The organism is Enterococcus sp. C65 (genome assembly GCF_040887165.1).
In the GTDB taxonomy this organism is placed as follows: domain Bacteria; phylum Bacillota; class Bacilli; order Lactobacillales; family Enterococcaceae; genus Enterococcus_B; species Enterococcus_B hirae.
Genome location: NZ_JBFOFG010000010.1, coordinates 80,372 through 105,948, shown reverse-complemented (window position 1 = coordinate 105,948; position 25,577 = coordinate 80,372). Strand labels below are relative to the sequence as shown.

The 25,577-nt window shown below is 36.4% G+C and carries 23 protein-coding genes; 16 read left to right on the top strand and 7 right to left on the bottom strand.

Annotated elements, in window-relative coordinates; translation table 11 throughout:
• Positions 1–81 precede the first annotated feature (81 nt).
• The gene (locus AB3I12_RS11730) at positions 82–789 is read right to left on the bottom strand and encodes an HAD family hydrolase (protein WP_010720866.1); all 708 of its coding nucleotides are present in this window, start codon (positions 787–789) and stop codon (positions 82–84) included.
• A 778-nt stretch (positions 790–1,567) separates the two neighbouring features.
• On the opposite strand from AB3I12_RS11730, the gene spxA reads away from it, so the two are divergent.
• The 5 genes from spxA (at position 1,568) to AB3I12_RS11705 (ending at position 7,046) form a co-directional block, all read left to right on the top strand.
• Positions 1,568–1,966: a transcriptional regulator SpxA gene (gene spxA / locus AB3I12_RS11725; RefSeq protein WP_002296384.1), complete on the top strand. Its 399-nt coding sequence runs from the start codon at positions 1,568–1,570 to the stop codon at positions 1,964–1,966.
• A gap of 388 nt (positions 1,967–2,354) precedes the next feature.
• Complete coding sequence (locus AB3I12_RS11720) at positions 2,355–3,002, top strand: adaptor protein MecA (RefSeq protein ID WP_010720865.1); 648 nt, start codon at positions 2,355–2,357, stop codon at positions 3,000–3,002.
• A 100-nt stretch (positions 3,003–3,102) separates the two neighbouring features.
• On the top strand, positions 3,103–4,098 hold the full coding sequence (locus tag AB3I12_RS11715; RefSeq protein ID WP_081248844.1) for a competence protein CoiA: 996 nt from the start codon (positions 3,103–3,105) through the stop codon (positions 4,096–4,098).
• A gap of 123 nt (positions 4,099–4,221) precedes the next feature.
• Positions 4,222–6,036, top strand: coding sequence for an oligoendopeptidase F (gene pepF, locus AB3I12_RS11710; RefSeq protein ID WP_034699929.1), 1,815 nt, complete (start codon positions 4,222–4,224; stop codon positions 6,034–6,036).
• 542 nt (positions 6,037–6,578) lie between these two features.
• Positions 6,579–7,046 carry a DUF4809 family protein gene (locus AB3I12_RS11705; protein ID WP_063627536.1) on the top strand — a complete coding sequence of 156 codons (468 nt, stop codon included), beginning with the start codon at positions 6,579–6,581 and terminating at the stop codon, positions 7,044–7,046.
• Between the two features lie 221 nt (positions 7,047–7,267).
• Here AB3I12_RS11705 and AB3I12_RS11700 read toward each other — a convergent pair whose 3' ends face one another.
• Genes AB3I12_RS11700 through AB3I12_RS11690 form a run of 3 tightly spaced genes read right to left on the bottom strand, consistent with a single transcriptional unit; the run spans position 7,268 to position 10,965 of the window.
• On the bottom strand, positions 7,268–8,455 hold the full coding sequence (locus tag AB3I12_RS11700; protein ID WP_010720860.1) for a galactokinase: 1,188 nt from the start codon (positions 8,453–8,455) through the stop codon (positions 7,268–7,270).
• 2 nt (positions 8,456–8,457) lie between these two features.
• Positions 8,458–9,492, bottom strand: a complete 1,035-nt coding sequence (locus AB3I12_RS11695; protein WP_063627535.1) for an aldose epimerase family protein — start codon at positions 9,490–9,492, stop codon at positions 8,458–8,460.
• Positions 9,493–9,507: 15 nt separating this feature from the next.
• Positions 9,508–10,965, bottom strand: a complete 1,458-nt coding sequence (locus tag AB3I12_RS11690; RefSeq protein WP_034699920.1) for a glycoside-pentoside-hexuronide (GPH):cation symporter — start codon at positions 10,963–10,965, stop codon at positions 9,508–9,510.
• Positions 10,966–11,159: 194 nt separating this feature from the next.
• Here AB3I12_RS11690 and AB3I12_RS11685 point away from each other — a divergent pair, with 194 nt between their 5' ends.
• The 4 genes from AB3I12_RS11685 (at position 11,160) to AB3I12_RS11670 (ending at position 13,990) form a co-directional block, all read left to right on the top strand.
• The gene (locus tag AB3I12_RS11685) at positions 11,160–12,065 is read left to right on the top strand and encodes an AraC family transcriptional regulator (protein ID WP_063627534.1); all 906 of its coding nucleotides are present in this window, start codon (positions 11,160–11,162) and stop codon (positions 12,063–12,065) included.
• A 77-nt stretch (positions 12,066–12,142) separates the two neighbouring features.
• Positions 12,143–12,814, top strand: coding sequence for an NAD(P)H-dependent oxidoreductase (locus tag AB3I12_RS11680; protein ID WP_063627533.1), 672 nt, complete (start codon positions 12,143–12,145; stop codon positions 12,812–12,814).
• A 1-nt stretch (position 12,815) separates the two neighbouring features.
• Positions 12,816–12,986 (top strand): hypothetical protein, encoded by a 171-nt coding sequence (locus AB3I12_RS11675; RefSeq protein WP_010720855.1) that lies wholly within the window; start codon positions 12,816–12,818, stop codon positions 12,984–12,986.
• A 113-nt stretch (positions 12,987–13,099) separates the two neighbouring features.
• A complete protein-coding gene (locus AB3I12_RS11670; RefSeq protein ID WP_010737107.1) occupies positions 13,100–13,990 on the top strand; it encodes a LysM domain-containing protein in 891 nt (296 codons plus the stop codon).
• 231 nt (positions 13,991–14,221) lie between these two features.
• On the opposite strand, the gene AB3I12_RS11665 is transcribed toward AB3I12_RS11670, so the two are convergent.
• On the bottom strand, positions 14,222–15,595 hold the full coding sequence (locus tag AB3I12_RS11665) for an amino acid permease (RefSeq protein ID WP_010737111.1): 1,374 nt from the start codon (positions 15,593–15,595) through the stop codon (positions 14,222–14,224).
• Positions 15,596–15,839: 244 nt separating this feature from the next.
• On the opposite strand from AB3I12_RS11665, the gene AB3I12_RS11660 reads away from it, so the two are divergent.
• The 6 genes from AB3I12_RS11660 to AB3I12_RS11635 all read left to right on the top strand — a co-directional run bounded on the left by AB3I12_RS11660 (position 15,840) and on the right by AB3I12_RS11635 (position 21,983).
• On the top strand, positions 15,840–16,586 hold the full coding sequence (locus AB3I12_RS11660; protein ID WP_063627532.1) for a metal ABC transporter ATP-binding protein: 747 nt from the start codon (positions 15,840–15,842) through the stop codon (positions 16,584–16,586).
• The gene (locus tag AB3I12_RS11655; RefSeq protein WP_010720851.1) at positions 16,583–17,434 is read left to right on the top strand and encodes a metal ABC transporter permease; all 852 of its coding nucleotides are present in this window, start codon (positions 16,583–16,585) and stop codon (positions 17,432–17,434) included. The genes AB3I12_RS11660 and AB3I12_RS11655 overlap by 4 nt, the downstream gene beginning before the upstream one ends.
• A gap of 47 nt (positions 17,435–17,481) precedes the next feature.
• The gene (locus tag AB3I12_RS11650) at positions 17,482–18,432 is read left to right on the top strand and encodes a metal ABC transporter substrate-binding protein (RefSeq protein WP_063627531.1); all 951 of its coding nucleotides are present in this window, start codon (positions 17,482–17,484) and stop codon (positions 18,430–18,432) included.
• A 303-nt stretch (positions 18,433–18,735) separates the two neighbouring features.
• The gene (locus tag AB3I12_RS11645) at positions 18,736–19,482 is read left to right on the top strand and encodes a hypothetical protein (RefSeq protein ID WP_010720849.1); all 747 of its coding nucleotides are present in this window, start codon (positions 18,736–18,738) and stop codon (positions 19,480–19,482) included.
• Positions 19,483–19,506: 24 nt separating this feature from the next.
• Positions 19,507–20,679 (top strand): tRNA epoxyqueuosine(34) reductase QueG, encoded by a 1,173-nt coding sequence (gene queG / locus AB3I12_RS11640; RefSeq protein WP_063627530.1) that lies wholly within the window; start codon positions 19,507–19,509, stop codon positions 20,677–20,679.
• Positions 20,680–21,383: 704 nt separating this feature from the next.
• A complete protein-coding gene (locus AB3I12_RS11635) occupies positions 21,384–21,983 on the top strand; it encodes a LysM peptidoglycan-binding domain-containing protein (RefSeq protein ID WP_010737115.1) in 600 nt (199 codons plus the stop codon).
• A 134-nt stretch (positions 21,984–22,117) separates the two neighbouring features.
• Here the strand turns inward: AB3I12_RS11635 and AB3I12_RS11630 are convergent, their stop codons facing one another.
• Positions 22,118–23,224, bottom strand: a complete 1,107-nt coding sequence (locus AB3I12_RS11630) for an FAD-binding oxidoreductase (protein ID WP_063627529.1) — start codon at positions 23,222–23,224, stop codon at positions 22,118–22,120.
• 78 nt (positions 23,225–23,302) lie between these two features.
• Positions 23,303–24,676 (bottom strand): MFS transporter, encoded by a 1,374-nt coding sequence (locus AB3I12_RS11625; protein WP_010737117.1) that lies wholly within the window; start codon positions 24,674–24,676, stop codon positions 23,303–23,305.
• Between the two features lie 213 nt (positions 24,677–24,889).
• On the opposite strand from AB3I12_RS11625, the gene AB3I12_RS11620 reads away from it, so the two are divergent.
• Complete coding sequence (locus AB3I12_RS11620; RefSeq protein WP_010720844.1) at positions 24,890–25,528, top strand: GyrI-like domain-containing protein; 639 nt, start codon at positions 24,890–24,892, stop codon at positions 25,526–25,528.
• Positions 25,529–25,577 lie beyond the last annotated feature (49 nt).

Sequence of the window (25,577 nt, the reverse complement as noted above, 5' to 3'; positions counted from 1 at the left end):
ATAATAAAAAACTCTCGAAACAAGATTATGTTTCGAGAGTTTTTTAGTTATTTGTTTTGCTAGGAGCTGTGCATGGATGCTTTAGCTGAAAATTACTTTCATCGTTTCTAATAATTGATCAAATGAGGTGATTTCGATATCACAGTTCAATGGACCATCAACTTTTCGTTCACGATGGTTAAACCAAAGCGCTTGCCAACCAGCTCTTTTAGCACCTAATACGTCATTGTCGTAGTTATCGCCTACATATAGAGTTTCTTCTGCAGTTAGATTGAAACGTTCTTCAGCAAGTTGAAAAATCTCTTTTTCTGGTTTCTGAAATCCTGTTGCTTGCGAAACGATCATATGCTGTGAAGGAATCCAGTTTGCTAATTGAAGTTGATTCAATTTTTTGGTTTGATGATCGGTGGGACCATTGGTAATGATTCCGAGAGGGATATTCATTTCAGTCAAGAAGTCCAATGTTTTCTTTACTTCCTCATGAAGACAGATATTATCTAATTCTTCTTCATAAACTTGTTGGAAATAAAGACCTTCTTCTTCAGTAATATGTGGATAATCTAAGTCTTTTAGTGATTGGCTGATTCGATGTGCACGCATATACTCCAAGGTCCATTTTCCTGCCATCACTTTAGGGAAATTTTCATCACTGTGATGACGGAACCGGAGATATAATGGTCCCATATCTATATCTGAAACAAGCGGCACTACTTTTTTTACCGCATTTCTAAATGGCTGTTGTTGATCGTACATCGTATCATCAACGTCAAAAACAACTGACTTAATCAAATTCTACACGCCTTTCGGTTTTCATCATTTTTTTCATAAATCCTCGACTATTGTATCAGAAAAATACCGGTTAAAACGTTGTTAAATAAAGGTTTTTATTACTATATTTCGCTTTTCTTGACAGAATAAGCTTTTTAAGTTTCAGTTTTTTTCACTAAAATAGTAAAATTGAATATCATTTGATTATCTGATGAATAAATTAATCCTCAATGAAACGAAATTCTGACTAATTTTAATAGAATAATCCTATTTTACTTGATAAAGAATGTTTTTTTTAATACAGAAAAACGAAAATGATCAAAATATAAAATAACACTTAATGATGACGATAAGGCGTTTTGTAGTGATTTTCATTTTATAACCATTGTAATATAAAAGGGTGCTTAATTAGCGGACAAAATAAGGGTTAGGTTCAATTAAAAGGACTGTTGTAATAGCAAACAAAATAAAGCAGACAGAAATAAAAAACATAATTTTTTCAAAGAAACCGTTTTTTTGTGGGGTGAGTAATAAAATAATAGTACAACTTTAAAGCCTGTTTCAATGGCAGGTTATATTTGAATTAAATTTGAAAACTCTCATTTTTTAATTGCTAACTAAACGTAAAGTGTTGGTTTTACGGAATATAAATCTTAGATAACTTTCATTTTTTTGATAAAATATTATGAAAAAAGCTAGCTATTTAAAAGTTGATTATGTATAATAGAAACAGATGGAAGATTATAATGATCTTCTGTTACAAAAAAGTGACATTAGTCATGAAAAGGAGTGGTGCACGTTGTTAACACTATATACTTCCCCAAGTTGTACTTCCTGTAGAAAGGCCCGTGCGTGGTTACAAGAACATCAAATTCCATTTGTTGAACGAAATATCTTTTCTGAACCATTAAATAGTTCAGAATTAAAGGCAATCTTACAAATGACTGAAGATGGCACAGAAGAAATTATTTCAACACGTTCAAAAGTTTTCCAAAAACTAAACATGGATCTTGATGATTTACCATTGCAAGAACTGTTAGAACTCGTTCAAAATAACCCTGGATTGTTGCGTCGTCCGATTATGATCGATGACAAACGCCTACAAGTTGGTTTCAATGAAGATGAAATCCGTCGTTTCTTACCACGTGATGTACGTCAATTGGAATTGCGTCAAGCACAATTAATGGCTGGATTATAGAAAATAAACGTTAACTTAGAAAAACTATTTTTGTAGTTTTTCTAAGTTTTTTTTTACCAGAATAGAAAGTACATATAACTAGATGTAACATGCAAAGGAATTTTACTCTTTGGGTGATAGCGAGATTTGAGAAGACCAAAATACTTGGTCTCAAAAATTTGATTTATTGTTAAGGATTACTTTTTGAATGCCGTTTATTCGTTCTCGCATTAGGAGTGGCTTTTTGTCCTAAGCTCTTTTTTACGTTTAACTAAGTGAACAAAATGATGTCAAGGTTAAATTAAAAACTTATTTTGATTTTAAATGGTAATTTTTTTTCTTTACATTTAAGCTTATTTCGCTACAATGAAGTTATATTGATAGTTGTGGCAAAGTGAGGTGTAGCCAGATGGAAATGGAACATATTAATGAAAATACGATCCGAGTAATGATCGGTCATGAAGATTTAGAAGAGCGAGGCGTCTCATTTTTAGACTTGCTTGGTAACCATAGAGAGATCGAAAATTTTTTCTACAGTATTTTAGAAGAAGTTGATATTGAAGATGAGTTCCGCAGTAGCGAAGCTGTTACATTTCAAGTGCTTCCTAAAGGAGACGGTTTAGAACTTTTTATTAGTAAAAACTTACCGAATGAAGAAATGCTCCAAGAAGACGAAGACTCTTTAGACTCTGATGATGTAACTGAATTTATCCAGCAACAAATCTTAAATAATGAAGAAGAAACGACTGAACGCATTTCCGATGAAACAGAACACCAAGCGATTTTTGCTTTTGAAGACTTTGAACAAATGATTCAACTAGCCAATGATGTCGAGTTGGAATCAGCCTGGACAGATTTGTATTTACTAGATGGTATCTACTATTTAGCCGTACATTTTTGGATGGAAGATTTAAACCAAACAGATGTCGCGAATGAAGTAGCTCGAATTTTAGAGTTTGCAGAAAGAAGCGATCGGACCATTGAAACATTGAACGAATATGCGCAATTACTTATGGAACGAAATGCTTTGGAACGTACAAAATTTTATTTTGCGTAAGCAGCAAATAATCAAAGAAACAATTTGAAGAATCTGATCAATGAAAATGATCAGGTTCTTTTTTTGACGTATTTTCTTTTAGAAGGGGGGCAGCTAATTTATGATGGTTGCAATCGATAAACATGGAAAAAGATTTCTGGCTACAACATGTACGAAACGGCAAAGTCTTTTCTGCCCAGCTTGTAAGGAACCAGTGATATTAAAAACTGGGCAGCAAAAAACAGCACATTTTGCTCACAAAAATTTACAGGATTGTTTTGGTTTTAGTGAGAAAGAAACAACGGAGCATCTCCAACTCAAAAAATATTTTTTTGAGTGGTGTAGACAATTTGTTACTCATCCGCCTGTCTTAGAAGCCTATTTACCAGCCCTTCGACAAAGACCAGATATCCTTTGCGGGGATCTAGCCATAGAAATTCAGTGTTCAGTTCTCGCTTATGAACGGATGAAAGAACGAACAAAAGGATATCTAAGCAAAAACTATCGTGTTTGGTGGATCTTAGGCTCTGCTTTTTTCAAAAATGATCGTTTAAAAACGAGAGAAAAGTACTTTTGTATGTACAATGACACCATGGGCACTCATTTATGGAAAATCGATTGGCTGGAAAAAAGATTATATTTGTTTTATCATTTGGCAGAATTATTTTCTGGAACAGTAACCTATGAAACAATCAGCTGGCCTTTCTTTAGTGAATCTCCTGTAAGTCTATTAGAAAAACAGATGGAGAATCAAAATCGGCAAAAAGTTCTTACTAATGTTGGCTGTCAAAAATGGTTACAAAAAAAATTATACTATCGTCAGTCTAAATACGTTCATTTACAAAAACAATTCTATCTTAGAAAAAAACATTTACTTTATTTATCTCCATGGATGTACGCAGAAAGTCGATTTTTTTTTATTTTCAAGAAAAAGTCTTCTTTTATCGTCTTTTATTTGAAGAAATCATCAGTGAACAAGCAGGCAGAAGCCAACAATGGAAGTATCTCAATTGGCTCCAAAAAATTGAACCAAATAAAACAACTTGGCTTTATCCAATGGTTGATAAGAAAAAGATTTTCCGATTACTTTACCAGGAGTGTGAGGAGATATTCTTGATGTCAAACAGAAATAAATTATGATACACTAATTAAGAGTAGCTGATTTTAGTAGGCTTATTCATTTTTCTATTTTCAATATGAATTAGAAAAAAAGAGTGAAAACAATAAAGGAGTGTATTAAATGAGTGAAACGACCCAATTACCAAAACGAGAAGAATTGCCTGAAGAACTAACTTGGGATCTCACCAAAATCTTTTCTAGCGATCAAGAATTTGATGAAAAATACCAAGAATTAACAGAAGAATTAAAAAATTCCGATCAATATAAAGGAACATTAGCAAAGGGTGCGACAGAATTTCTGAATGCGCTTGAATTTGTTTTAGATGTTTACCGAAAAGTGGAACTCATTTATGTCTATGCTCATTTAAAAAATGACCAAGATACAGCAAATACGACTTATCAAGCGTTATATGCGAGAGCAGGAAGTTTATTTTCTAAAGTAAGTGAAGCAGTCTCTTGGTATGAACCAGAAGTCCTTCAACTTTCAGATGAGCAGATTTGGCAGTATTTTGAGCAAGAGCCGAAGTTAGAACTATATCGTCATTACGTAAAACAAATGGTGGATAATCGTGCGCATATATTATCTGCAGAACAAGAATCATTACTAGCTGGAGCAGGAGAAATTTTTGGCGCTTCCAGTGATACATTTGCTGTTTTAAACAATGCCGATCTAGAGTTTCCTACGATCGTGGGAGAAGATGGGAAAAAAATCCAGCTTTCTCATGGTGTCTATGGTCAATTGATGGAAAGCACAGATCGTACAGTTAGAGAAGCTGCATTCAAAGGGCTTTATCGTGTCTATGATCAATTTAAAAATACGTTTGCTTCAACATTGAGTACCCATATCAAAGGGCACAATTACAAAGCAAAAATTCGCCATTATCATTCTGCTAGAGAAGCTTCTTTGAGCAACAATCATATCCCAGAAAGTGTTTATGATACATTGATTGAAGTAGTCAATAAAAATCTTCCGCTATTGCATCGCTATATGGAATTACGCAAACGTCTTTTAAATGTAGAAAAACTGCATATGTATGATCTATATACACCAGTATTAGGAGAAGCTCCTATCAAGTTCACTTACGAAGAAGCGAAACAGAAAGCTTTGGAAGCTTTGGCACCAATGGGGGAAGAATATCTGTCAGTGGTAGAAAAAGCTTTTGCTGACCGTTGGATCGATGTGGTCGAAAATAAAGGGAAACGAAGTGGCGCTTATTCTTCAGGAAGCTATGATACCAATCCTTATATTTTAATGAACTGGCATGATACGTTGGATCAATTATTTACGCTCGTACATGAAATGGGACATAGTGTGCATAGTTACTTTACTCGTTCAAATCAACCGTTTGTTTACGGTGATTATTCCATTTTCTTAGCAGAGATTGCTTCAACAACTAATGAAAATATTTTGACAGAATACTTGCTTGAAACTGAACAAGATCCACGTGTTCGTGCATATGTCTTGAATCATTATCTTGATGGATTCAAAGGAACGATTTTCAGACAAACACAATTTGCAGAATTTGAGCATTTCATGCATGAAGAAGATGCCAAAGGTGTACCTTTGACCAGTGAATATCTAAGCGACAGTTATGGGGAATTGAATGCCAAATATTATGGATCAGCGGTAGAAAAAGATCCGGAAATCAAATATGAATGGTCTCGTATCCCACATTTCTACTATAATTATTATGTTTATCAATATGCAACAGGCTTTTCAGCTGCCTCTGCTTTGGCGCAGAAAATTTGGGGTCAAGAGCCAGATGCTCTAGAAAAATACCTTACGTATTTGAAATCAGGAAATAGTGATTACCCAGTTGAAGTCATGAAAAAAGCAGGCGTCGACATGACAAAAGCTGATTATATCGAATCAGCTATGACTAAGTTTGAACAACGATTAAATGAATTAGAGGAACTAGTTGAAAAATTGTCATAAGTGTTCGAGACAAGAATGCGTTGATTATCAACAGATAGCTTCTGTTTCTTTTATCTGATCTAAATAGCTGAAACCCACAAAAGTCCTATGTGGATTTCTGTGGGTTTTAGTTATTTACCTCATAATTAAAATAAATAAGAGCATTTTATTTTTTTATAGTTGCTTGTTTATATTGACGTAATTTTTATTTTTTCTTATGCTATAGAAAATAATTTGTCTGATAGATGTTGGGGATGCCTATCAATACTTCTAAAAATACATAGATGGTATTCAAGTGTCAACTCTATGAAATAAGCCAAAATTTTTCTTATTGTCAGAGAAGTTGCACAATATTTTTGTACCATACACATTCAAAAAAGAAATGGAAGGATGAATATGTCTTTTTGGGGATTTGAACAAGAGTCAGATGAAGTAGTGTTAACTTATGTCAATTGTCATGTACGTTGTCTGCGAGAAGCTGCTCGCTTGGAAATGAAGAAAAGAAGAGCAAAGAACGCGAAGAATAAAAAACAGAGCTATAATAGGAAGAAGGTGACCCATAAATGATGGAAGTACAAATCACTAGAAAAAGTGAGTTAACAGAAGGTGGTTGTAATGCCTGTGGTATCGTAGATGCTGCGATCTATTCGCTGCAATTAGGAACGAAAACAGCAATCATTGCTGATTTGACTGTGGGTTCGTTAGTTGACAGTCTAGCACTACTAGAAGGATATGAAGGTGAGGACATCTATGAAATGTTAGGAGAAGTTCGCCAGTTGAGTAGAGCAGGCAAGACGATCAATGTTTCTGACGAATTAGGGAATGTGACTTTTTGTACAGCTGATCAGCAACTGACCGTCAAAAATAGGATGGAGCGTCCAGCTTTATTTGAGCAAGTGAATCAGATCCTTCAACAGTTTTTTGAATTAGGACCATACAAATTTAAAGAAATAGCCACTGTACCAAACCATGATCCTGAATGGCAAAAACGAATCGAAGATCAAACGGATCATGCGTATTTATTTCAATAATAGCAGATGTTTTATTGAAATGGATATGGTGAGGAAATTAGCTGCAAAAAGACCGACTGCCAAAAGTTGTTTAAATGAACTTTTGACGGTCGGTCTTTATTTTGACACTTATTTTCAGGTAGCATTTCATGATTATTTGTTTTTTTGAAAAGTGACGATCTTAATTTAGCTTTATTCTTTTGAACCGTAACGTTGAACTACCTTACATTTCTTTCATTGGATTAAGCTGAAACACTTTCTTCCATAATCTTTGTAGTACCATTGCCGATGTGTGCCACATAAAATTCTGGGGCGTAGCCAACGACGTCTAAGTATTCATCATAGACCTTGTTTTTAAAGTTAGGGATATTTTCTTCTTTGACTAATGCGATCGCACAGCCACCGAAGCCAGCTCCTGTCATACGGGCGCCTAGAACACCTTCTTGTTTTTGAGCTGCATCGACTAATGTATCAAGCTCGATACCAGTTACTTCATAATCATGTCTCAACGAATCGTGTGAAGCATTTAATAATTGACCAAAAGCAGCCAAGTTTCCTTGTACTAGTTCAGCTTTAGCTTCTAATGTTCGTTGGTTTTCAGTAACTGCATGACGAGCACGACGAATCAATGTGTCATCACCAATCAAATCAATGTTTGCTTCAAATGTTTCTTCGTCTAAATCACCTAATGCTTGGATAGCTAATTTTTGTTGGAGACGTTTTAGTGCTTCTTCACATTCACTACGTCGTTCATTATATTTAGAATCAGCTAATTCACGACGTTTATTTGTATTCATGATTACTACTGCATAGCCATCTAATTTTACTGGAACCATTTCATATTTCAACGTATTTGTATCAAGTAGAATAGCTTTGTCTAATTCGCCAAAGCCAATCGCAAATTGGTCCATGATCCCTGAATTGACGCCGATAAATTCATTTTCTACTTTTTTACCAATTTGAACTAATTCAAGTCGATCAATGGATAAATGGAATAAGTCTTCTAAGGCAACTCCGACTAACAATTCTAAGGAAGCGCTACTTGAAAGTCCTGCACCGTTCGGGATCGTCCCTTCAACTAAGAGTTCAAAACCATGTTCAATTGGGTAGCCTGCTTCGTTTAGTTTAACAATCATACCTTTGACATAGTTTGCCCACCCTGCTTGTTTGTCGTAATCAAGTTGGTCTAAAGTAAAGCTGATGACACCGTCGTCTTCAAAGTTTGTTGAGTAGACCAATACTTTATTATCCTCACGAGGTGCGGCAACTCCTTGTGTGCCATAAGTGATGGAGGCAGGGAAAACATGACCACCGTTATAATCTGTATGTTCACCAATCAAGTTGATTCTGCCTGGAGAAAAATATTGTGTGGTTTTTTTAGGTCCAAAGATTTCTGCGAATTTTGTATTTAAACTGCGTTTGATTTCCATAGTTAGATACCCTCTCTTGTGTCGATTTTAAATTCTGTAGTTGTTTCAAATGGTGTGTGTGCTGCTAAATGAATATTTCCAAAAGCTGGATACTGTTCAGCTCCTGGAGCGATTTGAGTCTCAAACGTGATACCACCGTGGTTGGCTAGTTTCTTTCCATGCATTTCTGGGGTATCTTGCCCAAAGTTAGCAGTGAAGATCACAACACTAGGTGAATCGGTCATGATGCTTACTTTGATTTGTTCATCGGGACTTAATAAATAAGCCGATACATGATTCATATCTGGGTTATTTAAAAAGAAAGGATGATCGATCCCGTCAACGAGTTGTTTTTGTTCAAATTGACTAGTAAAGACAGTGGCTAGTTTTTGAGGTGTTTGAAAATCAAAAGGTGTTTGAGCAACACTCGCTTTTTCGCCAGTTGGTATACTATCAGGTCGTAATGGAGCGAAAGACTCACTGTCTAGCCAAAGTGTATGTTGATCAATTGATTCTTCTACATCGCCACTTAAATTGAAATACACGTGGTTGGTCGGATTGAAAAGCGTATCCTGATCACTGATTGCTTGCGTTCTAACACGCCAAATGTTGTCTTCTGTCAAAGTATAACAAACTTCTACGGATAGATTTCCAGGAAAACCATGTTCTCCGTCGGGACTGGTAGTAGTAAATGTGACTGAGCTTTCTTTGTCTGTTTCACTTAGTTGATACGTCCATTTTTTCTGTTCAAATCCTGGTGTACCTCCATGAAGTGAATGCCCTGTCTGAGGATCGACACTCAATTGATAGGTTTGATCATTCAAAGAAAATTGTCCTTTTTCAATCCTACCTGCTGTTCGTCCGATCGTTGCACCGATATAGGCATCTTTTGTCAAATATTCTTGTGCGGAGTCAAACCCTAAAATTAATTCCCGATCATTAGCAGTCAGTTGAACGATCCGTGCACCTAAGTCAGTGACGGCTAATTTAAGTCCGTGAGTATTGGATAATGTGATCAAATGGTACCCCTGACCAAAGTCTTTTTCTGTAATCGTCATAATATAATTCCTTTCTTAATGTTGTGGAATGATAAAGTCATCTTCTAATTCAGATGCGAGTTCTTCATGTGAAGCTAATTTATTTTCTAGTTCTTTGACGATTTGCGCATGTTTTTTCTCTGTCAAAGTGATCTTCCAAGCAAAAATGATGGCAGAAAAGAACATCAATGCTGCAGGAACATAAAATGCATACGCTTTAAAAGTCATGATCCCATGATTGGTAATATCAGCAGCAGAAGCATTTCCAGTCATACCAGCTGCGATTGCGACAAAACCAACGATCCCATTAGATAAAGCACCTGCAATTTTATCGAGCAGTGGGCGAATCGATAAAGTCACAGCTTCGTTACGAATCCCATTTTTCCATTGTCCATATTCCACAGAATCAGTGATTGTCATCAAGGCAGATAAAAAGATCAACTGTTGTGGGAAGTAAAATAAAACAAGTCCAACGATCACGATCGGTAAGCTAGTGCCTGCGATAGAGAAGAAGAAGTAAGAACTGATCATCATCGCAATACCGCCGATATAGACATAGCGTCTAGAAATCAATCGTGTCAAAGCAGGGAATAAAGGCACAGCGACTAGTCCAAGTAAAGCTGCTACTAAACCGACAATCCAGAATTGAGTTGGTTGACCTAAGACATATTTGAAAAAGTAGAATAAAACGGCAGTTGTTGCTACATTGGCAATAGCATAAGCAATGTAAGAAAGTGCTAACCACATTAATTGGTCATTTTGGGCAATTGCTTTAAAGACATCTTTGATACTTGCTTTTTCATTTTGTTGACGAATCGCCGTGTCGACTTCTTTTGTTCCTAAAGCTGTAATAATTGCAGTTCCTCCAGAGATCACAGCGGTAATCACACCGAACCAGAACCAACCTGAAGCGCCTTCAACATGATGAGCAGTAACTAAATAAGTGAAAAATGTGACGATTGGTACGACGACCAAAGTAGTCCCGTTTGCTCCTAAGGAAGAACCGAATCGAGCAAAAGTCGCGAATTTTTCTCTTTCTTTGGTTTCAGTACTTAAAGCTGGAATCATTGACCAGAAAGCAATATCTTTAAATGAATAAAAACTATCTAATAATACAAAAACAATGGTAAAAAGGATGATAAACAAAGTTGTATTGTGAGTAGCAAGGCCAAAGAAATTAGTAAAAAGAAAAATCAAAAGGAATGAACTAACTAAACCACCAATGACCAGCCATGGTTTAAATTTTCCATATTTTGTTCGAGTATTATCAATAATCCCGCCAATCAATGGATCGAAAACGATTTCAATCAAACGAATACCAACGACTAAACTGGTCACCGTAGCGATCATTCGAGCAGTAGTTGCTTTATCTGTACCTGCAAACATCTCGCTTGTTACAAAAACCATAAAATAAGTGCTGAGAGTAACATAAAAAGTATCATGACCGAATGCGCCTAAAGCATAAGAAACCCGTTGTATCATTTTGTTCTTCATAGTATCTAATCCCTTCTTTGTTAAATATACAATAAAAAGTTAAACGGTTACAATAAATAAATAAAGTTCTTTTTCTACTATTGACTTTATCAAGAAAACGCTTCCTGATGAATATATTTTTGTGACTAATATTTAACTTTTTGTTGCACGTTGTAGAACAAGAAGAGTAAAGTAAAAACAAAGGAGTGAGAGCGATGGAGCAAGCAATATTTTTAAAAAAAGAACGTCAAGAATTAGCTAAAGGGTGTTATTTTGACTTTTGTGGATTTTCAAAAACTTTGCCATATCATTCTTTCGGTCCAGCAATCAGACAAGATTATGTGTTACATGTCGTGATGGAAGGTAAAGGAACTTACCATGTGAAAGAACAGCAATATCAATTGCAAAAAGGGGATCTGTTTTTGATCCGGCCAGGGGATTCTACTTTTTATTTAGCAGATGGTGAAGAGCCTTGGGTCTACTGTTGGTTGTCTTTTGGAGGGCCATTAGCGAAAGAGATCATTGAACGTTCCTTATTCAAAGAAGATCAGTATACAATGGTTTCTGCAGGTATTTCGGCATATATAGATATTATTTTGGACTGTCTTCATTATTCACAAGACGGTTTAGCAGATGAATTAGAATTGACGGCTTTGACTTATCGCTTTTTATCCGTATTACTAAAAGATGGTGGGAAAATCGGTTTGGGAAATCAAAAGGTTTCTTCGCCACTAGCAATCGAGACAGTGAAGTATATTGAAGAACACTATCCAGAAAATTTAACAGTAGAGGAAATTGCTCGACAACTGTCAGTCAACCGGAGTCATCTATCAAGAGTCTTTAAAAATCAATTAGGAACGAGTATCAAAGAATATTTGATTGGCGTGCGAATCAACCGAGCAGCATTTTTATTATCGTTGACTGATGATTCAGTAGAGTGTATCGCTTATCAAGTTGGTTTTAATAGTTTAGTTGTATTTAGCCGAATGTTCAAAAAGACAACTGGAGAAACAGCAACAAATTATCGGAAACGGATGAAAAATGAAGCGTCCAAAAACCTTTCATTAGGTGCTTTGAAGAAAGAATTAGAAGAACAAGAGATTGTTTCCTGGTCTACCTAACCATAAGGCAGGAGACTAATGACATTTTGTGTTCTGTGCTAAACTAGGAAATAGCAAGAATGAAGAGGAGTCAAGAAATGAGAACTTTGATTATCGTTAGTCATCCTACGATTGAGACATCATTGAACCAACAATTTTTTAAAGAAGCAACTGAAAATTTAACGGTTACTTGGCATCATTTGGAAAAACATTATCCAGATTGGACGATTGATCGTGATACAGAACTTGAATTATTAAAAACACATGACCGGATCATCTTCCAATTCCCTTTGTATTGGTATAGTGCGCCAGCTCATTTAAAACTATGGGAGGACACTGTATTGGAACATGCTGACGAAATTCTTAGAGGCAAAGAATTAGGGGTTGTCGTGACAACTGGCGTTTCTGAAAAAGAATATCAAGCAGGCGGGAAAGAAGAATATACCATTTCTGAATTATTAAGACCGTATCAGCGGATTGCCCACAAGTTTGAAATGACTTTTTTACCTCCATTTGTGATGGCGCAATTCATGTATCAAACAGAAGAAAAGCGTTGGGAGCGTTTAGTGGCGTATCAACAATACCTGACATTAGTAGGCAAACCGACCTTGATCCAGCGAATAAACTGGTTTATTGAGCGACTAAGCAGCAATCATTCTTTACAACAACTAGATCAGACCAAGCAAGCATTCTTAATCGACTATTTAGAGAATGAAAAAGAAGAGATTGAAGACCTCACATTTATCTTACAAGAATTAAAGGAGCAATAAAATGGCGGAAGAATGGTTTGTACGACAATTGGAAGAATTAAGTACATCGGTAGATTATGAAACAAAAGCTGTGTTGCATGAAACAAAAAAACTTTTACTGGAAATTTCAGAACGAAAAGTCCAATTACAAGGAGAAATCGATGGAGAATCCTGGAATCATCAAAAATGGTGAGTTTTGTTTATAAATAACACAGTTTAAAATGTTCAGAATGATGATTATTTGCTACAATGGGATTAAAGTAGGATTGATAACGCTATTTTATATACTAATGGGTGGTGAAAGTAATGAACGAAGAAAACGAGCAAAGAGTCAATGTCCGAATGGCTCGTAGACAACAACAGAAAAAAGAAACGCAACGCCGATTGATCAAAATTGGTTCGGCTGTTGCTGTTTGCTTAGTCCTTATAGGTGCTGTTACAGCTCTTTATTTTCATGGAAAGAATAGTTCGAGTGCAGAAAGCTCGGTCGCAAAAACAAGCGAAACTACCACAAAAAAAGCTTCTTCCACAACGAAACCAAAAAATAAAGAAACTGCAAGTTCGACTCAAGAATCGAAAACAGGCACACTGACGGATCAGTTACAAACGATTATGACAGATTATACAAAGAAATTGGAAGAACAAACGCCTCGTTTGATCGAAGAATACCAAGCTGAGATTCAGAACAATCAAAACGGTGTGATGGGGTTGTCTGCGATTGCTAATCAAAAGGCTCGAGCGCTACAAGCTATTTCTGATGAAGGGATCAGCAAATTACAAGCAACGTATCAAGCAGCACCAACCAAAGAAGGCGTAGATCTTGCAAATTGGATCAACCAACTTTCAGCAGATTATACGGAACAAGTAGCTAAAATTTCTGATATCTATCTCCGAACAAGTGCTTCGGTACAAGCAGAAACGTCAAGCAGTCAAACAACTAGTGAAACGGAAACTAGTGTTTCTCAGACGACTGACTCAACGACACAATCTTCCAGTCAAGCTACCCAAGGAACCGAAGGACAGACAGCAAGTGCTACTTCAAATGAACAAGCTGCTACTACTGTCGTTCAACAAGGAGAAGGTCCCAACCAGATTGCGGAACGTACAGGGATACCAGTTGATAAGCTTTTATCATTGAATGGGATGACGATGGACAGCTATTTCTTCAGTCCTGGAGAAGTATTGAAATTGAATTAAGCCACTGACAAGATGCCTTGATCAGCAAAAATAAGCTAGCGACCAATTAATTGATTGGACACTAGCTTATTTTTTTGAATTGAAATGGTTTGTTTAAGTTCATCGTGAACTGAATAAAAGATATAGATAATAGTAAGATAGTGATACATAAATAATCGTAGAAATTTTTTTATTTTAGACCATAAAAAGCAGGGTCCCATTTGATGGGAAGCCCTGCTTTTTTGATGAAGATTAGCGACTTTTCAGTCTTCGTTCACGTAGAAAATAATGAATCGTCATGTAGCACAAAAACACGAGACCAATAATCAATGGAATTCTTGTTTCTTGATTGATAAACATAAAAATCAAGACAATGGCTAAAAATAATAAAGTAAGATAATTGGTATAAGGTGATAATGGCATTTTAAATGGATGATCTCTCATTTCTTCTGGGTGTTGTTTTTTAAATTGGATCTCACTAAGTAAGATAACTACCCAAGGAACCATCCCCGGTAAAATACTGGAACTATAGACAAAAACGAAAATATTTTCTGCATGATTCACAAACAAAGGTAACAGGTAATTTAAAACTAGGCCAATCAATATCCCGCTAGAAATCGCTACGACTGGATAAAAAGGTACGCCATGACGGGTTAGTTTTAAAAATTTCCTCGACATTTTTCCATTGATTGCTAAGGTGTAGATCATTCGACTGGCACTGAAAATACCCGAATTACACCCAGATAAGGCAGCCGTCAAGACGACGAAATTGATCAATCCGGCAGCAAATGTGATCCCGATTTTAGAAAATGTTTGAACAAATGGGGAACCTATTGTGCCTAATTGATTCCATGGATAGATACTAACGATAATAAAAATAGCACCAATGTAAAAAATCAAGATTCGTCCAATAGTTGATTGAACAGCTTCAACGATCGTTTTTTTCGGATTTGCAGCTTCTCCAGCGGCCATTCCGATCAGCTCGATTCCTTGATAAGATGCAACAACAATGGATAGCGCAAAAAAGAAACCTTTTACTCCGCCGGTAAAGAAACCGCCGTTTTTCCAAAGATTAGAGATCCCGACTGCTTGGCCTTGATTTCCTAAGCCAAATAAGATGACACCTAGCCCTACCAGAATCATCAAAACGATCGTGCCGACTTTAATCATTGAAAACCAAAATTCTAGTTCACCAAAAGCTTTAACAGAAGCTAAGTTGGCAAGCATCAAAAAGAGAATGACGACAATCCCAGGAATGATTGTTGGCAGATGAGGCCACCAATAATTCATATATTCACCGACTGCAATGACTTCACTGATCCCGACAACAATAAACTGAAAGATGTTACTCCAAGCAGTTAAATAACCAGCGACAGGATGAAGATAATTACTAGCATAATTCGCAAAAGAACCCGTTGAAGGATCGACATAAAGCATTTCGCCAAGTGCTCGCATGATCAAATAAAGAAAGAGACCTGCGACAGCATAGGCAACCATTACTGAGGGACCTGTCCAACGAATGGTTGAGGAAGCACCCATAAACAATCCTACGCCGATCGTTCCTCCTAGTGCAATCATCTGAATGTGACGGGCACTAAGGCTTCGAGTTAATTTTTCTTCTTCCATACTAAAACTCCTTTCATTTTTGAGTAAAACAAGCAAATACGAATAAATGATAGACATTAATAACAAATAAATGATCAATAAAGACAATTTGCTTTTAAAACTCTTGATGTGATTTTACAGAAAGTTCTCACAAATTGCGAGCCTTTCTTGTAAAAAAATCATGCGGGATACTTGAAAATGCTTTCGTCTTTAGTTAAACTATAGTTAAATAAAAAGTTAGGTAAACCTAAAAGGAGTGGAGAATGTGTCAGAAGCGATCATTAATATCCAGCAATTAACCGTTGCTTATCAAGGAAAGTTAGCGTTAAACGAAGTTGATGTAATGATCCAACCCAAAAAAATCACTGGGATCATCGGTCCAAATGGTGCGGGAAAATCAACTTTTATGAAAGCTATACTGGCTTTGATTCCCAAAGTATCTGGAGAAATTTCTTTTGGCGGTTCATTGCTAAAAGAAGCACGTAAAAAAATCGCTTATGTTGAACAACGAAATGAATTGGATCTCTCTTTTCCAATTGATGTGTTAGGTGTGGTCTTATTGGGGACTTATCCATCATTAAGGTTGGGACAACGTCCGGGAAAAAAAGAAAAAGAACGAGCACAGCAAGCATTAGAAAAAGTCGGTATGGCTTCGTATGGGAAGCGACAAATAAGCGAATTGTCGGGTGGACAGTTACAACGTGTTTTTATTGCCCGCGCATTGGCGCAACAAGCAGAATGGATTTTTCTTGATGAGCCATTTGTAGGGATTGATGCCGTAAGTGAGAAAAAAATTTTTTCAATATTGAAAGAATTAAAAGCAGCAGGTAAAACGATCATCATTGTTCATCACGACTTGTACAAAGTAACAGAATATTTTGATGAAGTGATTTTATTGAATCAGCAATTGATCGCTGCCGGACCTGTTGCAACGACATTTACTTCAGAAAATCTGAAGATTGCTTATGGTGAAGTGATCGGGCAATTAGTGAAAGGAGCAAAAGAAAAATGATCCAATCGTTTATTGAAGGAATGATGAACTACCAGTTTTTACAATATGCATTGTTCACATCAATGCTCGTTGGTTTGGCTTCCGGGGTGATCGGATCTTTTATCATCTTACGAGGGATGTCGTTGATGGGAGATGCTATTTCACATGCGGTCTTACCAGGAGTAGCAATTTCTTACATGTTTGGCTTTAGTTATATTTTAGGTGCCACGGTCTTCGGCATGTTGACGGCAGGGCTCATTGGTTTTGTCACCCAACGAAGTCGATTAAAAAATGATACAGCAATCGGTATCGTCTTTAGTTCATTCTTTGCATTAGGAGTCATTTTGATTTCTTTTGCCCAAAGTGCTACGGATCTGTACCATATATTATTTGGAAATGTGTTAGCGGTGAGAGAAAGCGACCTGCAGATGACGGCAATCGTTAGCGGTATTGTGTTATTGTTTGTGTTCATTTTCTATAAAGAACTCAAAATTACTTCTTTTGATCCGATGATGGCTAAAGCTTATGGGCTAAATATTACCTTGATCCACTATTTGCTCATGTTTTTCCTGACGTTAGTCGCAGTGGTTAGTTTACAGACAGTAGGGACGATCTTAGTGATTGCGATGTTGATCACACCAGCTGCTACAGCTTATCTATTAACGAATAGTTTAGTGAAAATGATTGCTATCTCATCAACAGTTGGTGTATTAAGTGCAATCTTAGGGGTATTTTTTAGTTATAGCTATAACTGGCCTTCCGGTGCAACCATCGTTTTAGCTTGCGCGCTATTCTTTCTGTTGGCATTTTGCTTTTCACCTTCTAAGGGAATCTTTTTTGCTCATAAACGGGTCATAAAAAGCGAGTAAAAAGAATGATCATGTAAAACAAATCATTTGAAAAAAGGAGTAATGAGATGAAAACCAATAACTATCGGATTTTTTGGGTAATGTTCGCAAGTTTCTTTTTGTTAGTGGGCTGTGGCAGTCAAGAAAAGCAGGAAGCTAATAAAGAAACGACTAAAGAAACATTGAATGTTGTAGCAACCAACTCTATCTTAGCGGATATGGCAAAAGAAGTAGGAAAGGAACATGTAGCTGTTCATAGTATCGTGCCTGTAGGAACAGATCCTCATGAATATGAAGTGTTACCAGAAGACATCAAAAAAGCGAGTGATGCCGATGTGATTTTATATAATGGGCTAAATCTAGAAACTGGTAATGGCTGGTTTACAAATTTAATGGAAACCACACATAAAAAAGAAGAGAAAGATTATTTTGCAGTGAGTAAAAAAGTAACACCCATTTATTTATCAGGTGGGACTTCCAAGAGTAAAGCTGACCCTCATGCCTGGTTAGATTTATCGAATGGGATGAAGTATGTAGAAGAAATTACCCGTATTTTTTCAGAAAAAGATGCTGAAAATAAAGCAGTCTATGAAGAAAACGCAAAAAAATATATTGAAAAGTTGAGCGAATTGGATGAAAAAGCTAAAACAAACTTTCAAACAATTCCTGAAGATAAAAGATTATTAGTAACGAGTGAAGGAGCTTTCAAATATTTTTCCAAAGCTTATGGAATCCCAGCAAGTTATATCTGGGAAATCAATACAGAAAGTCAGGGAACTCCTGAACAAATGAAACGAATCATCAATCAAGTAAGAGACTCTGCAGTACCCGCTTTGTTTGTCGAAACAAGTGTTGATCCGAGAAGCATGGAACGTGTGGCGAAAGAAACGGGAGTAGCTATCTATGATCGATTATATACAGACTCTATCGATAAGGAAGGAAAACCAGGAGATTCTTATTATAAGATGATGGACTGGAATATCCGAACGATCCATGATGGGTTGACACAAGAAAAATAAATGGTACAAAATAGCTTTCATTCAAAAAACTAGAAAAGAATGCGTGCTAAATAGCCAGCCGAAGAGATCAAAATCAGTTCGTTAGATTTTGGTTTCTTCGGCTTGTTTATGCTAAAAATCAAGATTCAAAAAACAAGAAGCAGGAGGATTCATTTACCTTGATTTATGTGGAAAGGAGATCAAGCGAAGGCTCACTTATTTTGCAAGTAAAAAAATAAAAAAAACGTCTGCTTTTTGTTAGTTTCGGATACCTTTTTTTGTTGTTTTCCGTTATAGTTAAAGATAAGAAAGGAAGGTAAAGCTATGAATTTTACGCGTAAAGATAAACAACTAATCAAAGAAGAAATCCTTAAAGTGATCGAACAACAGGATAGCTCTGATAAAGATCAAGACCTTCAATTTCTTGAAACAGAAATGGCTAAATTATTCATAGCAAGTCCAAGTGAATCGGATGTAGAAGAACGTTATCCGGGGAAATGGCTTTTTGATGAATTTCAGCCATTAGATGAACAGACTGGAATTGGTTATTTTGTCTCGATTTCTTCTGTTGGATTTATTCCAGGAGTATTAGTGAAACAAAATAATGAAATCAATATCAAGGCATGGCCAGCATTATTTTCCACAATGGGGACAGAAGGGGTCATTGAAAAAATTCAATCGGCTTATTATAAAAGTTCGTTTATTGCAAATAGTAAACTAATGAATACATTCTATAATCGTTTGGTTTTGATTGCCCGCCCAGGAGATATTCCACAAACATTTACCTACTCGCAGCAAAAGAATCTCTACGAAGAAACATTATATTCCAGAGATTTATCCACTTTTTCTGCAGTAGAACAGGTTCGATTGCATGAATTGTTGCATACTAAGCCAGTATCGCTCAACTTTTTTCAAGCGCTAGATAACCAAAGAAAATGGTTGTCTCTCAACTATTGGGAAATCTTTGCTACTAGAAAAAGATGGATGGAAGAACGAAAGATCGCAGATCAACAGATCCAATTTGTCCAGCTAAAAAGAGATCGGCTTTATTACGGAATTTATAGTCGCTAGCAATTATTTGAATAGGTGGAAAAGATGACAAAAACCTTAAAAGAAGAAATCATTGAAGAAAGCAAACGTTTAGGTATTGATAAAATCGGATTTACGACGGCAGAACCCTTTGATTATTTAAAAGAGTCTTTAGAAGAACAAAAAGCCGTTGGACATACTTCGGGATTTGAACATCCAGTGATTGAAGAACGTTTATATTTAGAAAAAACTTTTGATCGCCCACAATCGATTATCGCTATTGCTTTAGCTTATCCAACCAAGATCCATGAAGAGGTCCCAAAAGATGAAAAAAGAGGACAATTTGCACGGGCATCTTGGGGAATCGATTACCATGATATTTTACGTGACCGTCTCAATCAATTGATTACTTTTATCCAAAGCAGAGCAAGTGTCTGGCAACAAGAAGAAGCTTGGCGGTTTGCCCCACAAGTGGATACTGGAGAATTAGTAGATGTGGCTGTTGCACAAAGAGCAGGACTAGGATTTATTGGTCGAAATGGGTTGCTGATCACAGAAGAATACGGTTCATTCGTGTATCTTGGAGAAATTGTCACCAATATCGTATTTGAACCTGATGAACCAGGTGTTTTTGGCTGTGGTGATTGTACTCGTTGTGTGACAGCTTGTCCGACAAAAGCTTTGTTAGGCGATGGCAGGATGAATGCACAAAGATGTTTATCTTATCAGACCCAAACCAAAGGGCTAATGCCAAATGAGTATCGGAAAAAAATGCGAAATGTCATTTACGGGTGCGATATCTGTCAGTTAGTCTGTCCTTATAATCAAGGGAAAGATTTCCATTTCCATGAAGAAATGGAACCAAAAGTAGAAGAAGTCTATCCGAAATTAAAACCAATGCTTTCTTTATCAAATAAAGAGTTTAAACAACAGTTTGGGCATTTAGCTGGTTCATGGCGAGGGAAAAAACCATTGCAAAGAAATGCTTTGATTGCTTTAGCAAACCTTGGGGATACTTCGGCTTTACCTGAGATCGAAAGCTGCTTAAGTGATGTTCGACCGGTTATTCGAGCAACCGCTGCTTGGTCGATTGGGCGTTTAGGTAGAAAAGAACCAGAAAAATGGTTGGAAACTTTAGAGCAAATGAAACAACGCGAAGAAGACCAAGAAGTGATCACAGAAATTATAGAAGCGCAAGAAATGTTAGCCAAGAAAACGAAGCGAAAAAAGAGGACATGAAAGAAGCGGTCAGCTCCGAGCGAATAAGAGAAAATTTTATGTACAAGATTCCTTTCACTTCTATATAAGAAAAAAATAGAGTATTATGCTAAAACAAGCGTAGTACGACAAAGAGACTAGGACAGTTAGTTTGTTCTAGTCTTTTTATTGATTAAAGTAAAATAATGGATCATAACTAAATAATAAAAAGAATCTGTATTAGAAAATTTCAATACTTAGAGTAGTATAATCCACTGAATGTTCGACTTGTTTATAATTGAAGCAGTTCAAAAAATAGAATACTATCGGTTTTTTTTAGCAAAAAATCTAGAAATACCAGAAATTTCAAAAATATTAAAAAACTTATCCTAAAATTTTTTAGTAAAGGTTGTAATAATTACTCAATTTTTTGTCGTTTTGACACATAATTACTAAAAAAAAGGATAAATTAAATAAAAAAATCAAAAAAGTTAAAAAAAAATACTAGAAATATTACAAAATATAAGATTTTCTAAACTTTATAAGAAAATGTTAAAAAACGGTTTCTTTCTTATGATATAAGGGTTCTAGGACTTTAGTCGTACTTTTTTGTCCAGAGTTATGTTACAAATGTTAAAAATTAGGATATTTTGTCATTAAATGTCATATTTCTTTTACCTATGAAATATTTCTAGATGATAAAGTTAATGACGTTGATAAATACATGGAAAAAAAAGGAGATAAACATGAATTCAATTAAGAAGATCGTTTTAGGAACAACTTTTGCTGCTGGTGCAACTGCAATGTTTGTAGGAACAACTGCTCATGCTGACGAAGTCTATACAATTAAATCAGGTGATTCACTATCAAAAATCTCACAAAAATTTGTTGGAGATAACTCATTGATCGATGCAATCGCTGAAAAAAATGGTATCAAAGACATCAACCGCATCTATGTTGGCGAAGAATTAACGATCCCGACTTCAAGTGATGCTTCAGCAAAAACAGTCGAAGCACCAAAAACAACTGAAACAGTAACGGAAGAACATACATATGTTGCTCCAGTTAAAACAGTTGAAGTAACACCTGCTGCTCCAGCTGCTCAAACAGCAACAGCTCCAAGCAATTCAAGTTCTGCAAAAGAATGGATTGCGAATAAAGAATCAGGCGGTTCTTACACAGCAACTAACGGCCGTTACATCGGACGTTACCAATTAGATGCATCATACTTAAATGGTGACTATTCTGCTGCAAACCAAGAACGCGTAGCTGATCAATATGTATCATCACGTTATGGCTCATGGGATGCTGCTCAAGCATTCTGGTTAGCAAACGGCTGGTACTAAGTCGATTATTGAATACTAATAAAAAGACAAAACCAAGAAATCGTGTCATTCGATTTCTTGGTTTTTTTGCTGTTTAGGGATGAGACAGTAATGACGAAAAATAAATGAATGAAATAGTTATCTCTTTGTTCATCTTAGGTTTTCTTGATGTAGTTATGGAGATCTTTTTGATAGTCCGTTCCATGCCACGTACCAGTGTTTATAAATTCAGCTAAGAGATAACCGATATAAGGACCAGTCGTTAAACCAGAAGAACCGAGTCCACTTGCGACGATCAGATTTGGTTCATCGAATAAAGGACCAAAAAACGGAGCAAAATCAGACGTATATGCCCTCGTTCCTACTTGTAACTGATAAGGCTGTGAAAGTAATTTTTCTGGTTGTACAAAAAAAGCTTTTGTCTGTTCAGTCAACTGTAAAAATGCTTCATTAGTAGGAGTCAGATCCCATCCTTGTTCATTTTCATGTGTAGCGCCTAATAAGATTTTTCCGTCATTGAAGGGAATGAGGTCTGCTTCTCCATCTAGCATGGCAACAGGCCATTTTTGGCTTTGGAGCTGATGAGTAGTAAAAGCGATCAACTGCCCTTTTTGAGGACGAAGATCGACCTGATAGCCTAATGGTTCCAATAAAGGCTTCAAGGAAGGACCAGGAGTCAAAATGACCCGGTCAAACGGTTCTTCATCAAATTCTCCGAGGATCAGCCAATCATCATTCCTTTTTTGTAGGCGAATCTTATCGTTTATTACTGTTACACCAGCCCTTTTCAAGCGTGCCGTTAAATAATGAAGGTAAGCTTTTCCGTCTAAACGGCCACCACCAGTGATGAATAAAGAGGGGGTCGGTTTTAATAAAGGAAGTAAATCAGCTGTTTGATCCGCTTTTAATAAATGGATTTCTCCGATCTCAGGTGCCTCTTTTTTTCGTTCTTCTGCAAGATCAAGTAATTCTGCTAATTGTTCTTTTTGTCGAAGCAAGAGTGTACCGGAACGAGCATAAATGGTCGGATCAAGTGCGAAATCTTGCACTAATTTTGGGAAAAATGCCGCACCGTCTTTGGCTAAACGATACCATGTTTTATTTCTTCTTTTGGATAACCATGGAGAAATGATTCCCGCACTTGCTTTGGTTGCCTGACCAATTCCATAGTCAAATAAGGTGATGCTGTATTTTGTGGTATCTACATAATTGGCTAATGTCATACCGATGATTCCACCACCGATAATGGCGATTTTTTCCATGTTTGATTCCTCCTTTACTTACAAATTGTATTTTTGCACAAAAAAACGGCAGTTGCAAACGACTGCCGTTTCAATCAATCATGAATGTTTTGTAGTTAAACTATAACGAATAAATAAGATAAAGCTGATAACTAATAGAAGAAGTAATACACCTAAAGCAACTTGTGAACCGAATGTCGTGGCGACTTTATAGCTCAAATCAGCATGCGCTTGAATAAGGTTGATAATGATTGCCACTAATGAAGTAGCAACGGCACCAGAAAATTGTTGTAAGGTGTTAAAAACAGCATTGCCATCACTTTGATAGTCATCCGTTAAAGCATTCATCCCAGTGGTCATCATATTGCTATAAGACAAACCAATCCCTATCATATAGATCACGTGGCAAGTAATCAACAATAGCAATGAAACATGTCCTAGAAGAAAGACTAGTGCGGACCAACCAACAAGAGCAAGGAGTAATCCGGCAAAAATCGGTTTTTTGGGACCGTGTTGATCAAGCAGTTTTCCAGAAAAAGGCGATAATACAGCGCCAATCGTAGCTCCTGGCAACATGGCGATTCCAGCGATGAAAGGGCTGTTTCCTTGAACAATCTGAACAAAATTTGGTAAGACAAAAGAAACGCCTAGCAATAAGAACTGGTAGATTAAAAAGCTAAATAAGAATAAACGAAATGTTTTATTAGAAAAAATGGTTAGTTGGATCAATGGATAATCGGCTTTTTTTGTTCGTTGATAAAAAAGGATCCCACCAATAATCGCTATTAGTAACGCAAACCAACTAAGCGGTTGTCCTAGCATACTCAAAAACGTTAAGCTACCGCTAAATAATAAACACAAACTAAATACACTCAACACATCCAAACGTCCACTTTTTTGAACGGGCATTGAAGGAATAGCAACTAAGCCGATGCCAAGAGAAAGAATCAAAATAGGAATCAAGAAAAGAAAGATATGATTCCAAGTGAAATTTGAAGTTAAGATTCCCCCATATGTTGGCCCGATAGCCGGAGCAATTGCTGTGGTCAGTGTTCCCACCCCCATCATCGCTCCGCGGCGGTTCATAGGCGCAAAGGTCAAAATAATATGGAACATTAGTGGTAAAGCAATCCCGGTAGCTGCCCCTTGTAAAAGCCGACCAAGTAATAAAATGAAGAAAGTCGGAGAAAAGAAGTCAACAATGATTCCTGCTAAAAAAAGCAGGTTTGAAAGTAAAAAGAGACTTCTAAGGCTGAAATTTCGTGTTAAATAAGTTGATAATGGCACGATGATCGAGATCATCAGCAGGTAAATCGTTGTCACCCATTGAACTTGTGCAGTCGTTAATTGAAACTGGTTGATCAACGTTGGAAATGTGACGTTCATTGCTGTTTCGATCAACACTCCCGCAAAAGACATCATGCCGGTTGCGATGACTGCAGGTACTAAGAGTAATTGTTTTTGTTTTGTCATGTCCTCACCTCAAAAAATTTCGTAAAAAAAGAGAGTGATTTCTATTATAAAAATAGAAACCGCCTCTCTCTCGACACGTAATATACGTGTTATCTGTACGATTTATTTCCATCGCTTATTCTAGCATAGAGGTAAAAAAAGTGTCAACCAGGTTAGCCAAGTCTTTTGAAAAGAGTTATGATAGTAGAGAATAAATCATCGCAGGAGGAAAAAATGGCTACGATTGATTGGAAAAAAACGGAACCAGGTTATAGTAGTAAAAAAAAACCACAGATCTTAACGTTATCTCCACAGAATTTTTTTAGCATAAAAGGAGTAGGGGATCCAAATGAAGACGATTTTCAGCGACGAGTGGCAGCTTTATATGCTGTTAGTTATGCGATCCGAATGGCCCCAAAGAAAAATTGGCAGATTCCTAACTATCTTCCCTACACTGTTTATCCATTAGAAGGACATTGGGGATTACAAGAAGCTTATTTGCAAGAAAAAGTAATGAAGAAGAGTCATTTTGCTTATCAGATCATGATCAAACAACCTGAATTTGTGACGAAAGAAGTTGCACATGAGGCTCTACTACGTGTAGCGGACAAAATTCCCAATGATTTGTTCGACCAAGTAGTATTTAGTAGCATGGATGAAGGATTAGTCGCTCAGATGCTTCATGTAGGACCATATGAGGATGAGCCACAAACCTTTGAAAAATTAACAACGTTTATCGAAGAGCAGGGGTATCAACGGATAGCTAAAGAACATAAAGAAATTTATTTAGGGGATCCGCGCAGAGCCAACCCAGAAAAACTGAGAACGATTTTGCGTGTCAAGATTGCGCCAAAAAATCAACTAAAAAAATAAAAGTAAAAAATACCAAAAAAGGCAGAAAAACGATTATTTTTTTGCTATA

Excerpts from the sequence above, each read along its gene's own strand:
- AB3I12_RS11720 (WP_010720865.1), top strand. The coding sequence starts at position 2,355 with ATGGAAATGGAACATATTAATGAAAATACGATCCGAGTAATGATCGGT.
- AB3I12_RS11715 (WP_081248844.1), top strand. The coding sequence starts at position 3,103 with ATGATGGTTGCAATCGATAAACATGGAAAAAGATTTCTGGCTACAACA.
- pepF (WP_034699929.1), top strand. The coding sequence starts at position 4,222 with ATGAGTGAAACGACCCAATTACCAAAACGAGAAGAATTGCCTGAAGAA.
- AB3I12_RS11705 (WP_063627536.1), top strand. The coding sequence starts at position 6,579 with ATGATGGAAGTACAAATCACTAGAAAAAGTGAGTTAACAGAAGGTGGT.
- AB3I12_RS11700 (WP_010720860.1), bottom strand. The coding sequence starts at position 8,455 with ATGGAAATCAAACGCAGTTTAAATACAAAATTCGCAGAAATCTTTGGA.
- AB3I12_RS11695 (WP_063627535.1), bottom strand. The coding sequence starts at position 9,492 with ATGACGATTACAGAAAAAGACTTTGGTCAGGGGTACCATTTGATCACA.
- AB3I12_RS11690 (WP_034699920.1), bottom strand. The coding sequence starts at position 10,965 with ATGAAGAACAAAATGATACAACGGGTTTCTTATGCTTTAGGCGCATTC.
- AB3I12_RS11685 (WP_063627534.1), top strand. The coding sequence starts at position 11,160 with ATGGAGCAAGCAATATTTTTAAAAAAAGAACGTCAAGAATTAGCTAAA.
- AB3I12_RS11680 (WP_063627533.1), top strand. The coding sequence starts at position 12,143 with ATGAGAACTTTGATTATCGTTAGTCATCCTACGATTGAGACATCATTG.
- AB3I12_RS11675 (WP_010720855.1), top strand. The coding sequence starts at position 12,816 with ATGGCGGAAGAATGGTTTGTACGACAATTGGAAGAATTAAGTACATCG.
- AB3I12_RS11670 (WP_010737107.1), top strand. The coding sequence starts at position 13,100 with ATGAACGAAGAAAACGAGCAAAGAGTCAATGTCCGAATGGCTCGTAGA.
- AB3I12_RS11665 (WP_010737111.1), bottom strand. The coding sequence starts at position 15,595 with ATGGAAGAAGAAAAATTAACTCGAAGCCTTAGTGCCCGTCACATTCAG.
- AB3I12_RS11655 (WP_010720851.1), top strand. The coding sequence starts at position 16,583 with ATGATCCAATCGTTTATTGAAGGAATGATGAACTACCAGTTTTTACAA.
- AB3I12_RS11650 (WP_063627531.1), top strand. The coding sequence starts at position 17,482 with ATGAAAACCAATAACTATCGGATTTTTTGGGTAATGTTCGCAAGTTTC.
- AB3I12_RS11645 (WP_010720849.1), top strand. The coding sequence starts at position 18,736 with ATGAATTTTACGCGTAAAGATAAACAACTAATCAAAGAAGAAATCCTT.
- queG (WP_063627530.1), top strand. The coding sequence starts at position 19,507 with ATGACAAAAACCTTAAAAGAAGAAATCATTGAAGAAAGCAAACGTTTA.
- AB3I12_RS11635 (WP_010737115.1), top strand. The coding sequence starts at position 21,384 with ATGAATTCAATTAAGAAGATCGTTTTAGGAACAACTTTTGCTGCTGGT.
- AB3I12_RS11630 (WP_063627529.1), bottom strand. The coding sequence starts at position 23,224 with ATGGAAAAAATCGCCATTATCGGTGGTGGAATCATCGGTATGACATTA.
- AB3I12_RS11625 (WP_010737117.1), bottom strand. The coding sequence starts at position 24,676 with ATGACAAAACAAAAACAATTACTCTTAGTACCTGCAGTCATCGCAACC.
- AB3I12_RS11620 (WP_010720844.1), top strand. The coding sequence starts at position 24,890 with ATGGCTACGATTGATTGGAAAAAAACGGAACCAGGTTATAGTAGTAAA.